Source organism: Streptomyces nigrescens, from assembly GCF_027626975.1.
Taxonomy (GTDB): domain Bacteria; phylum Actinomycetota; class Actinomycetes; order Streptomycetales; family Streptomycetaceae; genus Streptomyces; species Streptomyces nigrescens.
Map to the genome: position 1 here is coordinate 5,666,311 of NZ_CP114203.1, position 21,330 is coordinate 5,687,640.

Annotated in this window: 13 protein-coding genes; 8 read left to right on the forward strand and 5 right to left on the reverse strand. The window is 73.7% G+C overall.

Annotated elements, in window-relative coordinates; all coding sequences use genetic code 11:
• Positions 1-56: 56 nt before the first annotated feature.
• Entirely contained in the window at positions 57-620 is a 564-nt protein-coding gene (locus STRNI_RS25400) for an SUKH-3 domain-containing protein (protein WP_277412070.1), read from the reverse strand.
• An 8-nt stretch (positions 621-628) separates the two neighbouring features.
• On the reverse strand, positions 629-1,147 hold the full coding sequence (locus STRNI_RS25405) for a YwqJ-related putative deaminase (protein ID WP_018091052.1): 519 nt from the start codon (positions 1,145-1,147) through the stop codon (positions 629-631).
• 319 nt (positions 1,148-1,466) lie between these two features.
• Between STRNI_RS25405 and STRNI_RS25410 the strand changes: the two genes are divergently transcribed.
• From STRNI_RS25410 to STRNI_RS25425, 4 genes are all read left to right on the forward strand, one after another.
• Positions 1,467-2,474 carry an SMI1/KNR4 family protein gene (locus STRNI_RS25410; RefSeq protein WP_037742320.1) on the forward strand — a complete coding sequence of 336 codons (1,008 nt, stop codon included), beginning with the start codon at positions 1,467-1,469 and terminating at the stop codon, positions 2,472-2,474.
• Between the two features lie 5 nt (positions 2,475-2,479).
• Positions 2,480-5,347 carry an SUKH-4 family immunity protein gene (locus STRNI_RS25415; protein ID WP_277412071.1) on the forward strand — a complete coding sequence of 956 codons (2,868 nt, stop codon included), beginning with the start codon at positions 2,480-2,482 and terminating at the stop codon, positions 5,345-5,347.
• Positions 5,348-5,596: 249 nt separating this feature from the next.
• Positions 5,597-6,532 (forward strand): LCP family protein, encoded by a 936-nt coding sequence (locus STRNI_RS25420; RefSeq protein ID WP_018091049.1) that lies wholly within the window; start codon positions 5,597-5,599, stop codon positions 6,530-6,532.
• A 164-nt stretch (positions 6,533-6,696) separates the two neighbouring features.
• Positions 6,697-7,707 (forward strand): coiled-coil domain-containing protein, encoded by a 1,011-nt coding sequence (locus tag STRNI_RS25425; RefSeq protein WP_277412073.1) that lies wholly within the window; start codon positions 6,697-6,699, stop codon positions 7,705-7,707.
• A gap of 42 nt (positions 7,708-7,749) precedes the next feature.
• Here the strand turns inward: STRNI_RS25425 and STRNI_RS25430 are convergent, their stop codons facing one another.
• Complete coding sequence (locus STRNI_RS25430) at positions 7,750-9,363, reverse strand: MFS transporter (RefSeq protein ID WP_465270491.1); 1,614 nt, start codon at positions 9,361-9,363, stop codon at positions 7,750-7,752.
• Between the two features lie 218 nt (positions 9,364-9,581).
• Here STRNI_RS25430 and mfd point away from each other — a divergent pair, with 218 nt between their 5' ends.
• The gene (mfd, locus tag STRNI_RS25435) at positions 9,582-13,127 is read left to right on the forward strand and encodes a transcription-repair coupling factor (RefSeq protein WP_274736115.1); all 3,546 of its coding nucleotides are present in this window, start codon (positions 9,582-9,584) and stop codon (positions 13,125-13,127) included.
• Positions 13,128-13,617: 490 nt separating this feature from the next.
• Here the strand turns inward: mfd and STRNI_RS25440 are convergent, their stop codons facing one another.
• Both STRNI_RS25440 and STRNI_RS25445 read right to left on the reverse strand, forming a co-directional pair.
• Complete coding sequence (locus tag STRNI_RS25440; protein ID WP_274736113.1) at positions 13,618-15,156, reverse strand: DUF2079 domain-containing protein; 1,539 nt, start codon at positions 15,154-15,156, stop codon at positions 13,618-13,620.
• A gap of 210 nt (positions 15,157-15,366) precedes the next feature.
• The gene (locus STRNI_RS25445) at positions 15,367-16,158 is read right to left on the reverse strand and encodes a DUF4190 domain-containing protein (RefSeq protein WP_277412074.1); all 792 of its coding nucleotides are present in this window, start codon (positions 16,156-16,158) and stop codon (positions 15,367-15,369) included.
• A 174-nt stretch (positions 16,159-16,332) separates the two neighbouring features.
• Here STRNI_RS25445 and STRNI_RS25450 point away from each other — a divergent pair, with 174 nt between their 5' ends.
• From STRNI_RS25450 to STRNI_RS25460, 3 genes are all read left to right on the forward strand, one after another.
• Positions 16,333-18,588 carry an N-6 DNA methylase gene (locus STRNI_RS25450; protein WP_277412075.1) on the forward strand — a complete coding sequence of 752 codons (2,256 nt, stop codon included), beginning with the start codon at positions 16,333-16,335 and terminating at the stop codon, positions 18,586-18,588.
• 229 nt (positions 18,589-18,817) lie between these two features.
• On the forward strand, positions 18,818-19,525 hold the full coding sequence (locus STRNI_RS25455) for a hypothetical protein (RefSeq protein WP_277412076.1): 708 nt from the start codon (positions 18,818-18,820) through the stop codon (positions 19,523-19,525).
• Positions 19,522-21,309, forward strand: a complete 1,788-nt coding sequence (locus STRNI_RS25460) for a serine/threonine-protein kinase (protein WP_277412077.1) — start codon at positions 19,522-19,524, stop codon at positions 21,307-21,309. Before STRNI_RS25455 ends, STRNI_RS25460 begins: the two co-directional genes overlap by 4 nt.
• Positions 21,310-21,330 lie beyond the last annotated feature (21 nt).

Sequence of the window (21,330 nt, forward strand, 5' to 3'; positions counted from 1 at the left end):
CCAAACACCCCCACCCCGCCGAAGGCGGAAAGAAACCACAGAAGAACTACGGCGCCTCAGGAGACAACGTGCGCCGCCACTCCCAGTCGCACAGGCCGCCTCCCCAACACCAACACCCCCAACGCACTGTCGATGTCCGGCCCCAGATACCAGTCACCGGTGTGATCGAGGCTGTAGACGCGGCCCTCGCTGTCGATGGCGAGGGTCGCCTGGCTGTAGGTGTCGCCGTCGCGGGTGGTGAGTTCTTCGCGGCCGAGGGGGGCCACATCGGTTTCCAGGGCGCGGCCGAGGTCGCCGAGGGTGCGGGCGAGGTGGAGGCCGTGCAGGGGGTCGATGGCGAAGGGGGCGGGGGCGATGTGGCGCCCGGGGCCGGGCCCGGTGATGTGCAGTCCGCCGAATTCGGCCCAGGCTTCGACGGCGGCGGGGAAGACGGTGTGGCGGTGGCCGGCGGGGGAGGTGTGGGCGCGGAGGGTGTCGGCCCAGTGTTCCGCCTGTTCTATGTCCCAGCGGCCGGGCTGCCAGCCGGCTTCGTGGAGGGCGACGTCGACGGCGGCGGGGAAGCGGGTCGAGTCGGTCCGGTCGTGGGCCGGGGTGCGGGGGCCGGGGGTGGTGGGCGGCATGGTGGCGGTCAGCTTCCTGTGGGCGCGGTGCCGCTGATGGGCATGACGCCGAAGTGGGCGAGGAGGGCGTCGCAGGAGCGGCAGGGCGGGGCGTAGCTGCCGTGCTGGGGGTCGCCGTCCTCGCGGATGTGGCGTGCGGTGATTTTGGAGTGTTTGAGGGAGCGGCGGGCTTCGCCGTTGGTGAGGGGTTTGCGGGAGGCGCGTTTGCCGCGGTTGCCCTCGACGGCGGTGAGGTGCCGGGAGAGGAGGACAGCTTCGGGGCAGCGTCCGGTGAAGCGTTCGCGTTGTGCGGTGGCGAGGGTGTCGAGGAAGTCCTGGACGAGGGGGTGCAGGGCGGGGGGCTGTTCGGCCTTGCTCGCGGTGCAGGTGAGGGTTTGTCCGCGTACGGACAAGGCAGCGCCGATGGTGGGGAGGATGCCGTCGCGGCGGTGGTGGAGGGCGGGGGCGCGTTCGGCGTCCGCGGGGCCGCTCCAGCCGATGCGGGGGTCGCCTGCGGCTGCGTTGTGGTGGCGTGCAGTGGTGCTCATGGTGGTGCTTTCCCTCCCCGAATCCCCGTGTAGCTGGGGGTCCCCCCGCCGTAGGCGGGAGAGGTCAGCCTGCCAAATGTGCTGGGTGTTGCGGTAGTCGGGCGGGCTGTCGATGATCTCACGGCGGGCTGACGGGGCGTCGGTCGCGGGGCAACGGGGCTGGTGGGCGGGGTGGTGCGCGGGGGGCTCGGGGGTGGTGGGGCGGTGGGTGACGTCGGTGTGTCGCGGGGCTGACGAGCGGGGGCGGGGGAGGGGGGACGGCGTAGCGGTACGGCTTAGGCTGTGCTCCAAAGCCAGCTTCAGCCAGGGGGCAAGCGCGATGACGACAGGTCGGCAAGGGCTGGGGGCACACCCCGGCCCCCGGGCGGCGGGACATGCCGCGCCACCGAATTCGGCCTATGCCGGGCAGGTCGTGCATTTTCCGGATCCGGTCCGTGCGGCACGGTACCCCGCCGGTGTGCGGATGGACGAACGGGGTTTCCCGGAGTTCTCGCCGTATGCGCGCGCGGCGGCGGAGATCGCCGAGCCGCCGGAGGGCTTCGGCGTCGACGAACTGCGGCTGACGGACTATGTGTCGGCGAACGCGGCCCTGCACGCGCAGGGGCACGAGCTGTGGATAGATGTGCCGGCCGTGGCGACACCGCACGGCTGGACCTGGCATCACGTGGCCGGTACCCGGCGGATGGAGCTGGTTCCGGTGGAGGTGAAGGCGCTGTTGCGGCATCACGGCGGGCTGGCGACGGCCGCCGTGGCGCACGACAAGCGCGGTACCCGGCCGTTGCAGGAGACGCGGCCGGCGCACTTCGGGCTGCCGCACCGTGATCTGTCGGTGGGCGAGGAGCAGTTGGCGCAGGCCGAGGAGGCGCTGGGCTATCGGCTGCCGGGCGCGTACCGGTCGTTCCTGAAGGCGGCGGGCGGCTGTGCTCCGGTGGGGGCGGCGCTGGACGCGGAGTTGGGGCTGCTGGTCGACCAGCCGTTCTTCACGGTGCGCGATGACGCGGCGGTCAATGATCTGCTCTATGTGAACAAGTGTCTGCGGGACCACTTCACCAAGGACTATCTGGGCGTGGCGTTCGTGCAGGGCGGTGTGGTCGCGGTGAAGGTGCGCGGCGAGGCGCTCGGTTCGGTGTGGTTCTGCCCGTACGACGATGCGCGGGACCAGGACGGGTGGACGGTGCAGGAGCGGGTCGAGCGGCTGTTGTTGCCGTGCGGCGCGGATTTCGATGACTTCCTGCAGCGGCTGGCGGGCAATCCGCCGGAGCTGGAGACGGTGGCGGATCTGATGGTCGACGGTGGTTTCGCGTACGCGGTCGCGGTGGGGGGTTGAGTGCGGTGGTGACGTTCGCGCAGGCGCAGGAGCGCGCGGAGCGGTGGGTGAACGGCGAGGTGCCGCCGGCGCTCCATCGTGAGGTGCGGGTGCGGGAGTTCGATCTGGGCTTCGTGGCCTGGGCGGAGGACCGCGAGGGCGGTCCGGCGACGGATGGCGGCCGGGCCCGGCTGGTGATCGCGCGGGACAGCGGGGAGACGACGCTGTGGCCGGGGCTGCCGGTGGGTGAGGTGATCCGGCGTTACGAGGAGGAGTACGGCGCTGCCGCGGACGGCGGGTACGGCGTTGCCGAGGCGCCGCCGCAGCGGATCGACCTGGAGGCCACCTCGTTTCTGCTGACGCCGCCGGAGTGGCTGCAGGAGGCGGCGGACGCGAGGGGCGTGGCGGAGCGGCGGGGTGCGGAGGAGGCGTCGGCGGCTGCCGCGCCGTCCGCTCCCGCTCCTGCTCCCGCGCCTGCGCCTGCCCCCGCCCCTGCTCCCGCGGCCGCGTCGTCGGCGTCGGATGCCTGGGCCGAGGTGAGCGTCAACGGTACGGACGGCGGGCCCGCGCAGAGCGGTGCGCAGGCGGCGGAGACGGGTGCGGGCGCCGGTCCCGCCGGTGTGCCGACGCCGTGGGCCGAGGCGGACACGACCGCCGGAGGCGGCGAGGACCGTTCGGTGGGGCTGCCCGCGACGGTGTTCGCGCCGCCGCTGGCCGGTTTCGACGAGGAGGAGGACGCTCCGTCGGCGCCGCGGGCCCGGCCGGAGGCCAAGACCGAACTCCTGCAGGGCGGCAGTCAGTTGCCGCGTACGCAGGTCGCGCCCGCGCTGGATTCGCCGGACGGGGCCCGGCCCGGCGGCGGTGCGCTGCCGCCGCCGATGCCGTCCGCTCCGCCGGCCGCCGGGGGGCTGCCGGATCTGCCGCCGCCGTCGGGTCCGCCGGTCACCGATGTGCCGCCCCCTCCGGGTGCCGGTACGCCCGCCGCGGCCGGGCCGGGGCTGCCGCCTCCCGCCGCGCCGCCCGCGGGCGGCGGAGTACATGCCGCGGCGACGATGCTGGCCGACGGCTCGTCGCTGCCCGGTAACGCCGCCGCGGGCCCGCCCCCGCCGCCCGCCGCGCCCGGTCCCCCCGGTGCGGGCCGGGACGGTGCGCAGCAGGACCCGGCGCAGGCCGCGGAGGCCGGTACGGGCGGGGACGGGGTGCGCCCGCCCGGTGGGCCCGCGGCGTCCGGCCCCGGTGCTCCCGGTGCGCCGGCCGGTGGCTATGTGCCGACGCAGCTGGTCTCGCAGCTGGACGCGGCGGAGCTGGATCTGAGCGCGGTGGACGGGCCGGGCGGGCCGGAGGCGTCGGGTGGGTCCGACGGGTCCGGTGCTTCCGGTTCCGGCGGGGCGGGTGCCCCGGCGGCCGGTGGTCCCGGTCCCGGCGGGGTGCATGCCGCCGCGACGATGCTCGCCGACGGCGCGTCCGTGCAGGCAGCCGGCCTCGGGGGTGCGGGCGGGCCGGGCGGTGCCGCCGGTGGCCCCGGGGTGCCGCCGCCGCCCGCGCCGCCCGGTGTGCCGGGCGCGCCCAAGCCTCCCGGCCCGCCCGGTAAGCCCGGGGTTCCCGCGGACGGCCGGAGCTCCGGCGGCCAGGGCGGTCCGCCACCGCCGCCGCCCGCCCCGCCCGCCGCGGGCGGTACCGGTGGTGGCGGGGTGCATGCCGCGGCCACGATGCTGGCGGGCGGCGCGGCGCTGCCCGGCGGTGCGGGTGGTCCCGGCGGCGCCGGTGGGCCGGGTGCTCCCGGTGTGCCGCCGTCGGCCGGTCCCACGCCCCCGCACGCGGCGCCGCCCGGACCTCCGCAGGGGCCGCCCGGTGCGCCGGGCCCCGGCGGTAGCGGTGCGTACGGCTATCCGCAGGCGCCCAGTGGTCAGCCGACGGTCGGTCCGGGCTACATGGCCGTGCTGAGCTATCGCGCGCCGGACGGGTCCGAGCAGAAGATCGTGCGGCGTTCGGCGCCCGGCACACCGCATCCGGAGTGGCAGCTGCTGCACGAGCTGCGCCAGATGAACGTGCCGCCGCAGCAGGTGCTGGAGCTGCACACCGAGCTGGAGTGCTGTGATCTGCCGGGTGGCTACTGCGCCCGGATGATCCGGGACAACTGGCCGCAGGTGCGGATCAGCCACACCGCCGCGTACGGCAGGGACCATGCCTCGCGCCAGCAGGGCGTACGGCATCTCGTCGAGCATCAGGGCGAGTTGCACCAGGTCGCGGACGGTCCGGCGCGGCCGGCGCCGGTGCGGGTGCCGTTGCCGCATCCGTCGCAGGTGCAGCCGGTGCCGCCGGTGCCCCCGCAGGTGATCGGGCAGGAGCTGGAGCAGGCGTTCGGCCCGCAGGCCCTCTTCCGATTCGACCAGCGGGCGGTCTCCCGGCAGGGGGTGCCCGATGTGGTGGCGCAGATGCTGGTGTGGGCCGGGCTGCCGGTCGACTTCGGGCCGTTCTTCTGGGCGCAGGCGCAGCCGCACCGTCCGGTGCCGACGCTGGCGGAGCTGGCGGCGGAGCGGATGGTGCAGCCGGCCGCGGATGCCGGGTCGTATCTGGTGATGGGCAATGACTTCGGCCGTCAGCTGTGTGTGCAGTACGGGACCGCGCACATCGTGGCGGTGCCGATGGAGGCCGGTCCTGGCGGGCAGCCGGCGACGCCGCAGTTCGTGAACTCGGGGCTGCCGGAGTTCACGCGCTGTCTGGCGATGCTGGGGCGGATGTGGCGGCTGCGGTACGGGCTGACGCCCGAGCAGGCGGGCCGGTGGACCGTCGACTTCCAGGCGCAGCTGGTCGCGCTGGATCCGCCCGCGCTGGGGTCGCCGGAGACCTGGTGGTCGGTGCTGCTGGAACAGATGTGGGACGGGCTGCTGTAGCGGCGCGTCAACGGGCCGGCGGCAGACGCCGCCGCCGGGCACGGTCAGGGCGCTCGACCTGCGGGATGGGTCGGGCGCCCTGACCATGCGTATATGGGCCGTCCGATATCCCCGCTGTCACAGGCGTCGTCGACGACGCCGTACCGGACGGCGCGCCCGCGCTGGTGGCACCGTGGGCGGAGGACGGGCGGGCCGCCGCTTCGGCTGCGGCCGCGCCGGAGCCGTTGGGCGTGGTTCACCTGGACCTTGGTGACGCTGCTGGTGCTGGTCGCCCTGGTGTGTGCGGGCGGGGCCTGGCTGTATGTGTCGTCGGGGCGGCAGTTGCAGCATGTCGATGCGCTGGGCGAGTACGCCGGGCGGCCGGCCGCGGGCAAGGGCACCAACTGGCTGCTGGTCGGCACGGACAGCCGTACCGCGCTGACCCCGCAGCAGCGCGAGGAGCTGCATGTCGGCAACAACGAGGTGCAGAACACCGACACGATCATGGTGCTGCACTCCGGTGAGCACGGCCCCACGCTGGTCAGCCTGCCGCGCGACAGCTATGTCCCGATACCCGGCCATGGCAGCCGGAAGATCAACGAGGCGTATGCGGACGGCGGTCCGAAGCTGCTCACCCGAACGGTGGAGCAGGCGACCGGGCTGCGGATCGACCGCTATGCCGAGGTGAACTTCCTGGGGTTCGTGCAGGTGGTGGACGCGCTGGACGGGGTGCGGCTGTGTCTGGACGCCCCGCTGAAGGACGAGAAGTCGGGCGCGGACTTCCCGGCCGGCTGCCGGCGGATGAGCGGCGCCGAGGCGCTGGCGTTCGTACGGGCCCGGTATGCCGACCCGGAGGGTGACCTCGGACGGGTGAAGCGCCAGCGGCAGTTGCTCGGTGCGGTGGCGGACGAAATGGCCGCCCCGTCGGTGCTTCTCGATCCGGACCGGCTGACGCGGGTGAGGGACGCCTCGCTGGCGGCGCTGCTCGTGGACGAGGGCGCTGATCTGGCACGGCTGCTGGATATGGGCTGGTCGATGAAGCAGATCGCCGGGGGCGGCGGGACGGCGACGACGGTTCCGGTGCACCGGCCCGGGGTGATGGTCAGTGGCGTCGGGTCGGTGCTGCCGTGGGACGAGAACGGGGCGAGGGAGTTGTTCGAGGCGCTGCGCCACGATGACCGGATTCCGACTTCTGGCACCAAATGACGCATCCTGGTGGGGTGGATGGGGTGAAGTGCCGCGAGGGTGCGATGTCGCACCGACCCCCAGGGAAGGCGCGTAACGGCACAGTGCTGCACACAACCATGCGAAATGGCGCGGAAGGCTGCGGGTCGCACGACTGCTGCGCGCGGCGGAGAGGGGCTTGAGGGATGAGTGCATCGGTTTCGCCTCACGGGTTCGAGACCGTACGAGGGCGTGGCTACCGGCCGGAGGATGTCGACCGCCGGGTCGAGGGACTCTCGGTCGACCGCGACTCCTGCTGGGAGCGCGCCGCGCGGCTCACGGTCCTGTCCAACGAGATGGAGGCCGAACTCACGGAACTGCGGGCCCATGTGGCGCAGTTGCCGCCGCAGACGTATGCCTCGCTCGGCCGTGAGGCCCGGCTGATCCTGACGACCGCGGAGTCCGAGGCGGCGCGGCTGCGGACCGAGGCGCAGCAGGCGGACGAGCAGATCCGGGAGGAGGCCGCGGTCCATGCGGACGAGGTCCGGGAGGCGGCCGACAAGGACGCGTACGCCCGGCGCGATGAGGCGGAGACGCGGGCCCGGCGCACGGGGGAGGCGGCGCGGGGCGAGGCCGCGGAGCTGGTGACCGTGGCGACCGAGGAGGCCGGGAAGCTGCGGGAGGAGGCGGCCGAAGAGCTGGCGGAGGTGCAGCGGCGCACCGCGCAGCTGCTGCGCGACCAGGAGAAGCGGCAGGCCGAGGAGTGGGACGCGGCCGGCCGGCAATTCGCGCAGATGGAGGCGGAGATGGACCAGCTCGTCGCGGAGCTGGACGCCCGTGGGAAGGCCGCCCGCGCCGACGGCGAGCGGCTGTACGCGGAGGCCGAGGAGGCCGCCCGGCACCGTCAGGAGGACGCCGAGGACCGTGGCGCCGGGCTGCTGTCCCAGGCGCGGGCCGAGGTGGAGCGCATCGAGCGCACCACGGAGCGGATCCTGCGGGAGCACGACGCGGAGCGCGAAGAGGTCCGCACCCATATGACCCATGTACGCAACAGCCTGGCCGCGCTCACCGGGAAGGCACCGGCACCGGACTCGGACGACGGCACGGAGCAGCGGGGTGGCGGGCGGGACGGCGGCACCGCCCCGGACGCCGGTCCCGATGAGGAAGACACCCTGGAGACGCAGTTGCCGCGCGCGGGCGGCGGCGCGGGCGCCTGACCGTACGGCCGCCCCGCCGTCGCCCCGGGGCCGGTCTCCCGGTCAGGTCCCGCCCGGCTCGCCCTCGTTCGTGCCCGTGCCCGTGCCCGTGCCTCCGGTGTCCGTGTGCACCGGGAAGCGCCGCGGTGCCAGCAGCAGGGCGAGCAGTGCGAGCCCGGCGGCCGCGGCGGCGCCGAGGTAGACGTGGTCGACCGTGGTGTCGACGGCGCGGCGGAGGTAGTCGGTGGCCTGCGCGGTGAGGTCGCCGGGGTGTTCCAGCGCGCGCGAGACCGCGTCGAGGTCGTCGGGCAGGCCGGGGCGGATGCCCGAAGGGGCGTGGGCGAGGCGGTCGTTGAGGGTGGCGTTGGCGAGGGCGCCGAAGAGCGCGGCGCCGAGGGACTGGCCGACCTGACGGCAGAAGAGTATGGACGCGGTGGCGGTGCCGCGCTCGGTGTAGCCGACGGAGGACTGGACGCCGATGATCAGCGGGAGCTGGAAGAGGCCGAGGGTCGCGCCGAGCGCCAGCATGATCAGCGCGGGCTGCCAGGCCGCGCCGGGGTAGGGCAGCAGCGGGAAGGCGAGCAGGACCAGTCCGGCCGCGCCGATGCCGAGCATCGCGCAGGTGCGGATGCCCAGGCGGTTGTAGACGTGGCTGCTGAGGGCGGCCGAGACCGGCCAGCTCAGGGTCATCACGGACAGCACGAAACCGGCGGCGGTCGGGCTCAGGCCCAGCACCGACTGTGCGTAGGTGGGCAGGAACACCGTCGGGGCGACCATCAGCAGGCCCAGGGCGCCCAGGGCGAGGTTGACGGCGGAGATGGTGCGGCGGCGCCAGACCCAGCCGGGGATGATCGGCTCCGCGGCCCGGCGCTCGATGAGGACGGTCAGCGCCGCGCACGCCGCGCTCCCGGCGAACAGCAGCAGCGACGGGGTGGAGAGCCAGGCCCAGGCCACCCCGCCCTGCACCAGGGCGGTCAGCAGCAGCCCGCCGCAGGCGAAGATCGCCAGCGCGCCGGGCCAGTCCACCCGGGGGCGGGCGCCGGGGGCCGGCCGGCTCCGCTCCTCCTCGGAGAAGTGCCGCACGATCAGCCAGAGCGCGACCGCGCCCACCGGCACATTGACCAGGAAGATCCATCGCCAGTCGGCATAGGCCGCGAGCAGTCCGCCCAGCGCGGGCCCGGCGACCGCCGAGGTGGCCCAGACGCTGGAGAGCCTGGCCTGGATCTTGGGGCGTTCCTTCATCGGGTAGAGGTCGGCGGCGATGGTCTGGACGGTGCCCTGGAGGGCGCCGCCGCCCAGGCCCTGCACCACGCGGAAGGCGATCAGCGAGGCCATGTTCCAGGCCCCGGCGCAGGCCAGCGAGCCGACGAGGAAGAGCACGATGCCGGTGATCAGGACGGTCTTGCGGCCGAAGGTGTCGGAGAGCTTGCCGTAGACCGGCAGGGTGACGGTGACGGCCAGCAGATAGCCGGAGAACAGCCAGGAGAAGACCGCGAAGCCGCCGAGGTCGCCGACGATCTGGGGGATGGCGGTGGCCAGGATCGTCGAGTCGAGTGCGGCCAGTGCCATCCCGAGCATCAGGGCGGCGACGACGGGACGGCGTGGCGGGCCCGCGGGCGGCGGACCCGGGGTCCGCAGAGTGCCGCTGTCTCCGGTACGTCGTGTGCTTCCGCTCACCGTTCCCCCTCCGGATGTCCTTGTAGGGTGCACCCTTCCATGGGGGCCGCGGGGTGCGGAACCACGGCTCCCGTGGTGTCCCGATGCGCCGTACGGGGGCGCGGGCGTTCCGGGCTCCGGGCCCGGCCTGTCAGCGGGCGGGCGTACGCTTGGCAACCCCGGCCCGTGAGACGTGTCGGGCTGCTGCGTTGTTCGCCTCGCTGGGACGGAACCTTCTCATGAGCCTGACTGGTCTGCTCGACGTCGTCGTACGGGACCCGGCGCTCGCCGAAGCGGTGCAGGCCGCGGCCGACGGCCACCGCCCGCAGGTGGATCTGGTGGGGCCGCCGGCCGCCCGCCCCTTCGCGATCGCCGCGCTCGCCCGGCAGGCCGGGCGTCCGGTGCTTGCGGTGACCGCCACCGGCCGGGAGGCCGAGGACCTCGCCGCCGCGCTGCGCAGCCTGATGCCGGCCGGCGAGGACAACTCCGTCGTGGAGTTCCCGGCCTGGGAGACGCTGCCGCACGAGCGGCTCTCGCCGCGCTCGGACACCGTCGGCCGCCGCCTCGCGGTGCTGCGCCGGCTCGCCCACCCGCGCCAGGACGACCCCACCGCCGGCCCCGTCTCCGTCGTCGTCGCCCCCATCCGTTCGGTGCTCCAGCCGCAGGTCAAGGGCCTGGGCGACCTGGAGCCGGTCAGTCTGCGCACGGGCGAGACCGCCGACCTCGAAGAGATCGTCGACGGTCTGGCGGCGGCCGCGTACGCGCGGGTGGAGCTGGTCGAGAAGCGCGGCGAGTTCGCGGTCCGCGGCGGGATCCTGGACGTCTTCCCGCCGACCGAGGAGCACCCCCTCCGCGTCGAGTTCTGGGGAGACGACGTCGAGGAGATCCGCTACTTCAAGGTCGCCGACCAGCGGTCCCTGGAGGTCGCCGAGCACGGTCTGTGGGCGCCGCCGTGCCGGGAGCTGCTGCTGACCGACCAGGTGCGGGAGCGGGCAGCGGCGCTCGCCGAGCAGCACCCCGAGCTGGGCGAACTCCTCGGCAAGATCGCCGAGGGGATCGCGGTCGAGGGCATGGAGTCGCTGGCTCCGGTCCTGGTGGACGACATGGAGCTGCTGCTGGACGTGCTGCCGAAGGGCTCGATGGCCGTGGTGTGCGACCCGGAGCGGGTGCGCACCCGGGCCGCCGATCTGGTGGCGACCAGCCAGGAGTTCCTCCAGGCGTCCTGGGCGGCCAGCGCGGGCGGGGGAGCGGCCCCGATCGATGTGGGCGCGGCCTCCCTGTGGGGCATCGCGGACGTCCGGGACCGGGCGCGCGAGCTGGGGATGATGTGGTGGTCGGTCAGTCCCTTCGCGGCCGACGAGGACCTGGAGACCGACGGCGACACCCTCAAGCTGGGCATGCACGCCCCCGACACCTACCGGGGGGACACCCAGCGGGCGCTGGCCGACACCAAGCAGTGGCTCGCGGACGGCTGGCGCACGGTGTTCCTCACCGAGGCGCACGGCCCGGCGGCCCGCACGGTCGAGGTCCTCGGCGGCGAGGGCATCCCCGCCCGCCTGGACGCCGACCTCGCCGAGATCTCCCCGTCCCTCGTCCATGTCTCCTGCGGCTCCCTCGACAACGGCTTCCTCGACCCGTCGCTGCGGCTCGCCGTCCTCACCGAGACCGACCTCTCCGGCCAGAAGGCGGCCGGCAAGGACGGTGCCCGGATGCCGGCCCGCCGCCGCAAGACCATCGACCCGCTCACCCTGGAAGTGGGCGACTTCATCGTCCACGAGCAGCACGGTGTGGGCCGCTACATCGAGATGGTGCAGCGCACGGTCCAGGGCGCCACCCGCGAATACCTCCTCGTCGAGTACGCGCCGGCCAAGCGCGGCCAGCCCGGCGACCGCCTCTACATCCCCACCGACCAGCTGGAGCAGGTCACCAAGTACGTCGGTGGCGAGGCCCCGACGCTGCACCGCCTGGGCGGCGCCGACTGGACCAAGACCAAGGCGCGCGCCAAGAAGGCCGTCAAGGAGATCGCCGCCGACCTGATCAAGCTCTACTCCGCGCGGATGGCGGCGCCCGGCCACACCTTCGGCCCGGACACCCCCTGGCAGCGCGAGCTGGAGGACGCCTTCCCGTACGCGGAGACGCCCGACCAGCTCACCACCATCGCCGAGGTCAAGGAGGACATGGAGAAGTCGGTCCCCATGGACCGTCTGATCTGCGGCGATGTCGGCTACGGCAAGACCGAGATCGCGGTCCGCGCCGCCTTCAAGGCCGTCCAGGACGGCAAGCAGGTCGCCGTCCTGGTCCCGACCACCCTGCTCGTCCAGCAGCACCACGGCACCTTCACCGAGCGCTACGGCCAGTTCCCGGTCAACGTCAAGGCGCTGTCCCGCTTCCAGACCGACGCCGAGGCCAAGGGCGTCCTCGAAGGGCTGCGGGAGGGCTCCGTCGACCTCGTCATCGGCACCCACCGCCTCTTCTCCTCCGAGACCAAGTTCAAGGACCTGGGCCTGGTCATCGTCGACGAGGAGCAGCGGTTCGGCGTCGAGCACAAGGAGCAGCTGAAGAAGCTCCGCGCCAACGTCGACGTCCTGACCATGTCCGCCACCCCCATTCCCCGCACCCTGGAGATGGCGGTCACGGGCATCCGCGAGATGTCGACGATCACCACGCCCCCCGAGGAGCGCCACCCGGTCCTCACCTTCGTCGGCCCCTACGAGCAGAAGCAGATCGGCGCCGCCATCCGCCGTGAACTGCTGCGCGAGGGCCAGGTCTTCTACATCCACAACCGGGTCGAGTCCATCGACAAGGCCGCAGCCCGGCTCCGCGAGATCGTCCCCGAGGCCCGGATCCAGACCGCCCACGGCCAGATGGGCGAGTCGCAGCTGGAGCAGGTCGTCGTCGACTTCTGGGAGAAGAAGTTCGACGTCCTGGTCTCCACCACCATCGTCGAATCGGGCATCGACATCTCCAACGCCAACACCCTGATCGTCGAGCGCGGCGACAACTTCGGCCTCTCCCAGCTCCACCAGCTGCGCGGCCGGGTGGGCCGCGGCCGCGAACGCGGCTACGCCTACTTCCTCTATCCGCCGGAGAAGCCGCTCACCGAGACCGCCCACGAGCGGCTGGCGACCATCGCCCAGCACACCGAGATGGGCGCGGGCATGTACGTCGCCATGAAGGACCTGGAGATCCGCGGCGCGGGCAACCTCCTCGGCGGCGAACAGTCCGGCCATATCGCCGGCGTCGGCTTCGACCTCTACGTCCGTATGGTCGGCGAGGCGGTCGCCGACTACCGCGCCTCCCTCGAAGGCGGCGTGGAGGAGGAGCCCCCGCTCGAAGTCAAGATCGAACTCCCGGTGGACGCGCACGTCCCGCACGACTACGCGCCCGGCGAGCGGCTGCGCCTCCAGGCCTACCGCGCCATCGCCTCCGCCTCCTCGGAGGAGGACATCGCGGCCGTCCGCGAGGAGCTCACCGACCGCTACGGCAAGCTGCCCGAGCCCGTCGAGAACCTGCTGCTGGTCGCCGGTCTGCGCATGCTTGCCCGCGCGTGCGGCGTCGCCGACATCACGCTCCAGGGCGCCAACATCCGCTTCGGCCCCGTGGAGTTGCGCGAGTCCCAGGAGCTGCGCCTCAAGCGGCTCTACCCCCGTACGGTCCTCAAGCCGGCCACCCAGCAAATTCTTGTACCGCGGCCGACGACGGCAAAGATCGGCGGCAAGCCGGTGGTTGGGCGCGAGCTGCTCGCGTGGACAGGAGAGTTCCTCTCCACCGTTTTGGGCTCTTAGCCCCGCTTCCCACGTTGTCGGGTGGCGCCGCCGTGCCTCTTCTGTTTTCGCCTGTCGGCGGGGGTGGGGGTGTTTGGGCGGGGGCCGCTTGTTGGTGGTGGGTGGCGGGTGCGGTCCTCCGGGGGCGGGTTTCCGGACTGCTTCGCTTTACGTCCGGAAACCCGCCCCCTCCGGCCCGCCCCCTCCCGTCCGGATGGCGGCCCCCGTCCGGTGGGGGTGAGGGTTTCTAAAGACCAGTAGCTCGGCCGCGCCACGATGCGGCCGAGCTACTGGTCTTTTGTTTTTCTTCACCCCCACCGGGGTGGGGTCCCTCAACGGCGGGAGGGGGCGGGGCCGGAGGGGTGGGTGTTCGGACGTAAAGCGAAGCAGTCCGAACACCCACCCCGGAGGCCCCGCCACCGGCACCCACCACACACCGGGGCCCCACCCCATACACACCTCCCCGCCGACAGGCGGGACAGGCACGGCGGGGCCACCCGACAACGTGCGGCTACTTGGAAGACGTTCGGTGGAACACCAGAAGGTCGGCCGTGGCCCCGAGCACGACGTACGTGGACTTGGGGTGGCGGCCCGCCGCGTCCGCCAGGACTTGTCGCGGGGTGCGGTCAGCACGTAGCTGCAGGGCGATGTAGTCGGGCGACAGCCCACCCGTATCGCCGGTCCAGAAGACCTGGGTGCGGTGGATGAGGCGGCTCAGCGGCCGGACGTCGGACTCCACCGTCGCGCCGTCGGGTATGCGGTCGAGCAGCTTCTCGTCGGCGGTGACGTTCGGCGGGGTGCGGTAGGTGTCGGCCTCGGTGAGGCGGGCCAGCGGGAGCGTGGTCGTCAGCGCGAGGGCCGCGGCCAGGACGGCGGCCGGCAGGTGGTGGGCGTAGGAGCGGAGCCAGGGGCGGGCCGATACCCGTATGCGCGGCAGGGCGTCGATCAGTGCGAGGAAGACGACGGGCATCAGGACGGCGTTGTAGTGCCAGTCGATGCCCCAGTAGTGGGGCTCGTGGGAGAGGAAGCGCCATCCCAGGGTGGGCAGCGCGACCAGGAGAAGAGGGGAGCGCAGGGCGAGCAGGCCGGTGGTGGGGAGCAGGACCCACAGGGTGGTGCGGAGGGCGGTGTCGAGGGGGATGGCGGCCCCGCCGCCGTCGGCGCCGAACTTGGTCCAGTAGTCGTAGGAGCCGGAGCCGTTGAAGCCGGGTATGAGCACGCCGAGGGTGACGGCGGTGGCGGTGATGCCGAAGGCGACCAGGCCGATGGCCAGGGGGCTGGCCCGCCGGGTGCGTATCAGGGCGAGCGCGCCGATGGTGGCCGCGGTCACCCCGAGGTCTTCCTTGACCAGCACCAGGGGCGCGGCCCAGCACACCGCCGCGGTCCACCGTCCGCGCAGCACCGCTTCCAGCGCGAAGGCGATCAGCGGCAGGGCGAAGGCGATCTCGTGGAAGTCGAAGTCGACGGCCTTCTGCACGCCCCAGGACAGGCCGTAGGCGAAGCCGAGGGCCAGGCCCGGGACGCGGCCCAGGTAGCGGGCGGCGGCGCGGGCGACCGGCAGCACGGACAGTGCGAACAGCGCGGCCTGCGCGGTCAGCAGGGTCAGGGGGGAGGGGAACACCCGGTAGAAGGGGGCGAGCACGACCAGTACGGGGCTGAAGTGGTCGCCGAGGATGTTGGTGCCGGGGCCCTTGAGGTCGACTATCGGGGCCTGGAAGTGGGCGTAGCCCCGTACGGCCTGTTCGAAGATGCCCAGGTCCCACGAGGAGATGGACATGGTGCGGAACCGGCAGACGGTCAGCAGCGTGAACGCGACGAAGAAGAACCCGGCGGTCCAGTACGGGTCGAGGTGCGGGGCGCGCAGGGGCGCGGTCCGGGTGCGCAGTCGGTGGACGGTGCGCCGCAGCCGGCCGGTCCTGGCCGGTGGTGCGTCGGTGGTCGCGGTTGCGGGGGCGGCCGGTTCGGCGGCCCGGGGCGGCGGCACACTGCCGCTGTCCGCTCCCAGAATCCGTCCGGGGGCGCCCCCAGCCGTTGTTGCGGCCGTGTCCATGCGGATCCTCACTCTCCCCTGCCCGAAAAGATACTCGAATCGGCTGACCGGACCGTCCGGCGGGCGCTGAGCTGCGATGTGCCGGTTGGCAGTGGGTCAGACGCGGGCGTGGGCCGGTCCGTTCCCGGAGCGGCCGGCGGCCGGCCCGGCACCGCGGGGTCGCGGTGCCGGGCCGGGGGCCGGAGCGGGGGGGGGAGGGGAGCCGGTGGCTCAGAGGGTCAGCTTCCAGCTGGAGGCGTCGAGCAGCAGGTCCGGAGTGACCTCGACGTCGAGCTGCTTGGCGCTCGGCGGCGCGTCGAAGACCATCTCGACGCTGGCGGTCTCGCCGGGGCCGATCTCGTTGCCGTAGTCGTGGTGCAGGATGCCGTGCTTGTCGTCGTCGACCTCCTCGGCCTCCTTGCCGTTGACCCGGGCCTTGGTCTGGACGAGCGGCTTGTCGAACGGCTTGCTGCCGGTGTTCTTGATCGTGACGGTGAGCTTGTAGGCCTTGTTGCCGTTGGTGTGGCCGCTGACGACGGTGCTCGGGTCGACGGTGTACGGGGACGTCTTCGAGACGGTGACCTGGACGCCGTTGTTGTACTTCGCCGTGTCACCCGGGCCGAGGTCCTTGGCGCTCTGGCCCGAGCCGTTCTTCGGCTGGCCGGAGCTCTGCTCCACCTGCTTGTTCACCTCGTCGACGGCCTTGTTGACCGCCAGCACGGTGACGATGATGCCGACGATCGCCAGGACGATCGCGAGGGCGCCCAGGATCGTGCCGGTCACCGCCACGCCCTTGTTCGTGGCCTGGCCCTTCTTGGCGCGGCTGAGGCCCACCAGCCCGAAGATCAGGGCGAGGACGCCGAGCGGTCCGGCGAGCCAGAACAGGATCATCGGGATGCCGCTGAGCGCGCCGATGATGCCGAGGATCAGGGCGGCGATGCCGAGCCCGTTGCGGGCCGCCTGGGGAGCCGGAGCGCCGGCGGGTCCCTGTGGTGCGGGCTGGTAGTGCATCTGCTGAGACATGCGAAGGGGCCCCTTCCGGGCGCTCGAATCAAGTGCTGCCGAAGCGATGGGTCAATAACAGCAGAGCGTGTGAACCGAGTCAACATGAATGAATGAAGTTGAGTAGTTCACGCTGTGAAGGGGCAGGTGTATGGCTGCTGGGTATGCTTGCCGACACAGCGTCGGGGGCCACGGATGGGAGTCAGCCAGGTGCCGGACAACGCATCACCGGACAACGCGACGGTCGGCACGGCCGAGGTGACCGCCGCCGGGATCGCCCGGCTCGCCGGTGTCGGCCGGGCCGCGGTCAGCAACTGGCGGCGCCGGCACGCGGACTTCCCCAAACCGGTCGGCGGCACCGAGACCAGCCCCGCCTTCGCCCTCCACGACATCGAGCAATGGCTGCGCGACCAGGGCAAACTCGCCGAGGTCCCGCTCCGTGAACGGGTCTGGCAGCAGCTCGTCGGGCATCCGGCCGGCACCGCGGCCGCGCTGCGCCAGGCCGGCGCCGTCCTGCTGCTGGTCCATGAGCGGCCCGCGGTCTGGCAGCAGCTGCGCACCGCCGCCGACGACACCGAACTCACCGGCGTACTCCCCGCGATGCTCGACGCCGTCCTCGCCGCCCGGCTCGGCCCGGAGCACCCCGTTCGCGGACTGACCCGCGAGGCGCTCGCCCCGTCCGCCGCGCTGGTGCGGGCCGCCGGTGATCTCGCGGCCGCGGACGGCGCCGCGGAGGCGTACGCCTTCCTGCTCGGCCGTCATCTGGACGCCAACCCCCGGCAGTACACCCTCACCCCGCCGGGACCGGCCGCCCTGATGGCCGAACTGGCCGCGTCGGCGGGCCCGTTGCGCACCGTCCTCGACCCGGCCTGCGGCGCCGGCGGCCTGCTGACCGCCGCCCAGGAGCGCGCCGGGCAGGAGCGCGCCGGGCAGGAGACCGGTGACGGGACGGACAGTGACGGGACGAACGGTGACGGGACGAACGGGGCGGAGGACGCCGTATCGCAGGCAGACGCACCCGATGCCCCCGAAGGGCCCGTCACCCTGCACGGCCAGGAGGCCGACCCCGACCTCGCCGCGCTGACCGCGCTCCGCCTCGCCCTGCGCACCCCCGGCGTCCGGGTCCGCGCCGCCGACACCCTGCGCGCCGATGCCTTCCCGGACCTCGCCGCCGACGCCGTCCTGGTGCACCCGCCGTTCAACGAACGCAACTGGGGCCATGACGAACTCGCCTACGACCCCCGGTGGGAGTACGGCTTCCCGGCCCGCACCGAATCCGAACTGGCCTGGGTCCAGCACGCGCTGGCCCGGCTCCGGCCGGGCGGCACGGCCGTCCTGCTCATGCCGCCCGCCGCCGCCTCCCGCCGCTCCGGCCGCCGGATCCGCGCCGACCTGCTGCGCCGCGGCGCACTGCGCGCCGTCATCGCGCTGCCCGCCGGTGCCGCCCCGCCCAACGGCGTTCCGCTGCATCTGTGGGTGCTGCGCAAGCCGGGCGGCGGCCGGCCGCCCGTCCCCCAGCTCCTCGTCGTCGACACCGCCGACCTCGCCACCGGCACCCCCGCCGGCCGGGACAAGCCCGACTGGCAGAGCGTCCACGACACCGCCGTCGAGGCCTGGCAGACCTTCGACCGCGAGGGCGGCATCGAGGAACGGCCCGGTGTGCGCCGGTCGCTGGCCGCCATCGACCTCCTCGACGACGATGTCGACCTCGCCCCGGCCCGGCACCTCCCGCCGCCCGCGGCGGCCGGCGGCCCCGCCGAACTCGCCCGGGTCCGCGACCGGCTGACCGCCACCCTCGCCCGGACGACGGAGCTCACCCCGCGGCCCGCGGCAGGCGACACCGTCCCCGAACCCGCCGCCGCCCGCTGGCCGCTGACCACCGTCGGCGAACTCGCCCGCTCCGGCGCCCTGGTGCTGCGCGCGGGCGGCGCCGGCACCGCGTCGTCCGAGCTCGGGGACGTGCCCGCGGTGCTCACCGACCACGATGTGATCGGCGGCGGCGCCCCGTCCGGCGCCCTCCCCGAAGCGCCCGCTTCCGGGCCCGCCGAGGAGCCGGTCCTGGTCCACGAGGGCGATGTCGTCGTTCCGGTCCTCGGCGGCGGCGCCATCGCCCGGGTCGTCGACGAGGCCACCGCCGGGGCCGCCCTCGGCCGCAACCTCACCCTGCTGCGGCCCGACCCGGCCGCCCTCGACCCGTGGTTCCTCGCGGGCTTCCTGCGGGGCACCGCCAACACCCGGCAGGCCAGCAGCTATGCCTCCACCGCCACCCGGCTCGACGTCCGCCGGCTGCAACTGCCCCGCCTGGCGCTCGCCGAGCAGCGCCGCTACGGGCAGCGGTTCCGCGATCTGGCCGCCTTCGAAGAGGCGTTGCGGCTGGCGTCCCGGCTCGGCGAGCAGCTCGTCCAGGGCCTGCACGACGGGCTGACGGACGGTTCGGTGGCGCCGGACTGACCCGGCGGCCCCCCCGACGGACCCCCGGCGGAGTGGCGGCGGCGGGGCGGCCGGGCGGTGCCGCCCCGGGACCGGCAGATCGGATCGTCCAATCCGTACAACCCCGCACGCGCGGTCGGCGTCGTATATACGCTCGCAGGCAGGTGCTCAATATTCCCGCGCGCCCGCGCGCGAGGCCGCCGTGGCAGCACGGCCCCACCGGCCATGAACCGATCCGTCAGGAGCAGTAATGCACGGCCCCGTCCCGGCCCTCCCGCCGCACCGTCCCCCGGCGCGGTCGACGGTCATCCTGCTGCGGGTGGTCTTCGTGGCCGTCGCGGTGCTCAGCCTGGGCTTTCTGGCCTGGGCCGCGCTGCTGCGGGCCGCGCTCGTCCAGCGCAAGCCGCTGGGATGGTGGCTCTTCGGCGCCGATCTGGTCCTGCTCACCGGCACCATCGTGTGGTCGGGGGGCTACCCCGAGACGGACTGGCACACGGACGTCGCGGTTGCCGTGATCCTGCTGCAGATGGCCGGCGCCGTGGCCTACTACCTCGTGGCCGACCTGCGGGCGGCGCGGACGGCCGGGCAGCCGTACGGCCCGCCCGCCGGGCAGGTGCCGGGATACGGCTCCGCCTACGCCGCCGTCCCGACGGGATACCCGGCCGCCGGGACGCCGCCGCACCCCTACGGCCCGGCCCGGCCCCCGGTCCCGCACCACGCCCAGGAGACCCAGCCGTACGGGGCACCGGGCGGCGCCGCCCCCGTCAACCCGTACGCCATGACCGAGACCCGGCTGCCGCCGCCCGGGGGGCCGGGCGCACCACCCCGCCCCTCACCGCCGCCGACCGGCCCGTACGCCCCGCCCCCGGACCGGCCCCAGCCCCCGCAGCGCATCGACCGGGTGCGGGCCGAGCTCGATGAGCTCAGCGACTACCTCCGCAAGGAGGAGGGCCGGTGAACGGCCGGGTCATCGGGGAGCGTTACGAACTCTCCGCGCTGCTCGGCCAGGGCGGGATGGGCCAGGTCTGGATCGGCTACGACCGCCGCCTGGACCGCCGGGTCGGCGTCAAACTGCTGCGCCCCGACCGGGTGGCCGGCACCCCGGACGGCGAGGAGATGCGCCGCCGCTTCGTCCGCGAATGCCGGGTCACCGCACAGGTCGACCACCCCGGGCTGGTCACCGTCCATGACGCCGGCAGCGACGACGAGGACCTCTACCTGGTCATGCAGTACGTCGAGGGCGCCGACCTCTCCGACCACCTCGCCGAGCACGACCCCTACCCCTGGCCCTGGGCGGTCTCCGTCGCGGCCCAGCTCTGCGCCGTCTTGGCCTCCGTCCACGCCGTCCCGATCGTCCACCGCGACCTCAAGCCCCGCAATGTCATGATCCGGCCGGACGGCTCCGTGGTCATCCTCGACCTGGGCATCGCCTCCGCCTTGGACACCGACACCACCCGCCTCACCCACACCGGCTCCCCCATCGGCAGCCCCGCCTACATGGCGCCCGAACAGGCCATGGGTGGCGCGGTAGGCCCGCACACCGACCTCTACGCCCTCGGGGTCCTCCTCCACGAACTCCTCAGCGGCGAGGTCCCGTTCGCCGGCTCGACGGCCCTGGGCGTGCTCCACCGCCACCTCCACGAGGAGCCGGTCCCGGTACGCACTCTGCGCCCCGACGTCCCCGAGGCCCTGGAAGCCCTCGTCCTCCGCCTCCTGCGCAAGGACCCCCAGGCCCGCCCCGCCGACGCCCAGGAGGTCTACCAGTCCCTGGCCCCCCTCCTCCCCACAGCCACCATCGGCCCCCAGGCCGCCCAGTCCCCACCCACCCCTCTCGCCCCCATGGACCCCACCCGTCCCTTCCGCCAGCCACACGCCCCCTGGCCGGCACGCTCCTCCGGGACACTGGCCCCCACACCCACCGCCCTCTCCACACCCCAGGTACCGGAGCCCCTGGTCCCCGCCGGGGCGGCCGCTGCCTACCCAGGGACGGGCCCCGCCGCGTCCTCCGCCCCGGCCGGCGCCCGCTCCGCCTCCCGCCCGGCCGCCGACCCCCGCACCTCCGCCGCCCCCGCCGCGGCCCGCACCTCCCGCCCCGGCGCCTGGACCTCCGCCTCAGACCCCCGCACCTCCTCCGCCTCCCCTTCTCCTTCGCCTTCGCCTTCCCCTTCCCCTTCCGCCTCCGGACCGGACGTCGCGGCCGCCGTAGACGAGGTCAAGAGCCTGCTCGACCAGGGCCGGATCACCCGCGCCGTGGACATCCTCGGCGGCATCCTGCCCGCCGCCGCCGAACGGCACGGCGCCCACTCCCCGGTCGTCCGCACCCTGCGCAAGCAGTACGCCGCCACCCTCATGGACGACGGCCAGTACCGCCGCGCCCTGCCCGAACTCCGGCTGCTGGCCGAGGAGTTCGCCAAGGAATCCGGCGCCGGCGCCACCCGCCAGGCCCTCCAGTTCCACTACGAGGCCGCCCAGTGCCTCGAACAACTCGGCGAGGTCGCCCAGGCCCTGGAGGAGTACCGCGCCCTCCTCCCCTACTTCGAGCACTACGCCGACGACCCCGTACGCCCCCTCGAAATCCGCCGCTCCATAGGCCACTTGCTCCTCGCCCAGGGCGAACGCGGCGCCGCCCAAGAAGCCCTCACCCGCCTCCTCTACGACGCGGAACGCCTGCACGGCCCCCACCACCCGTTCCCGGAGGAGCTGCGGCGGACGTTGTATTGGCTGGGGAGGGTGCAGGGGTGAATCGGAGGCGGGCGATGCCCC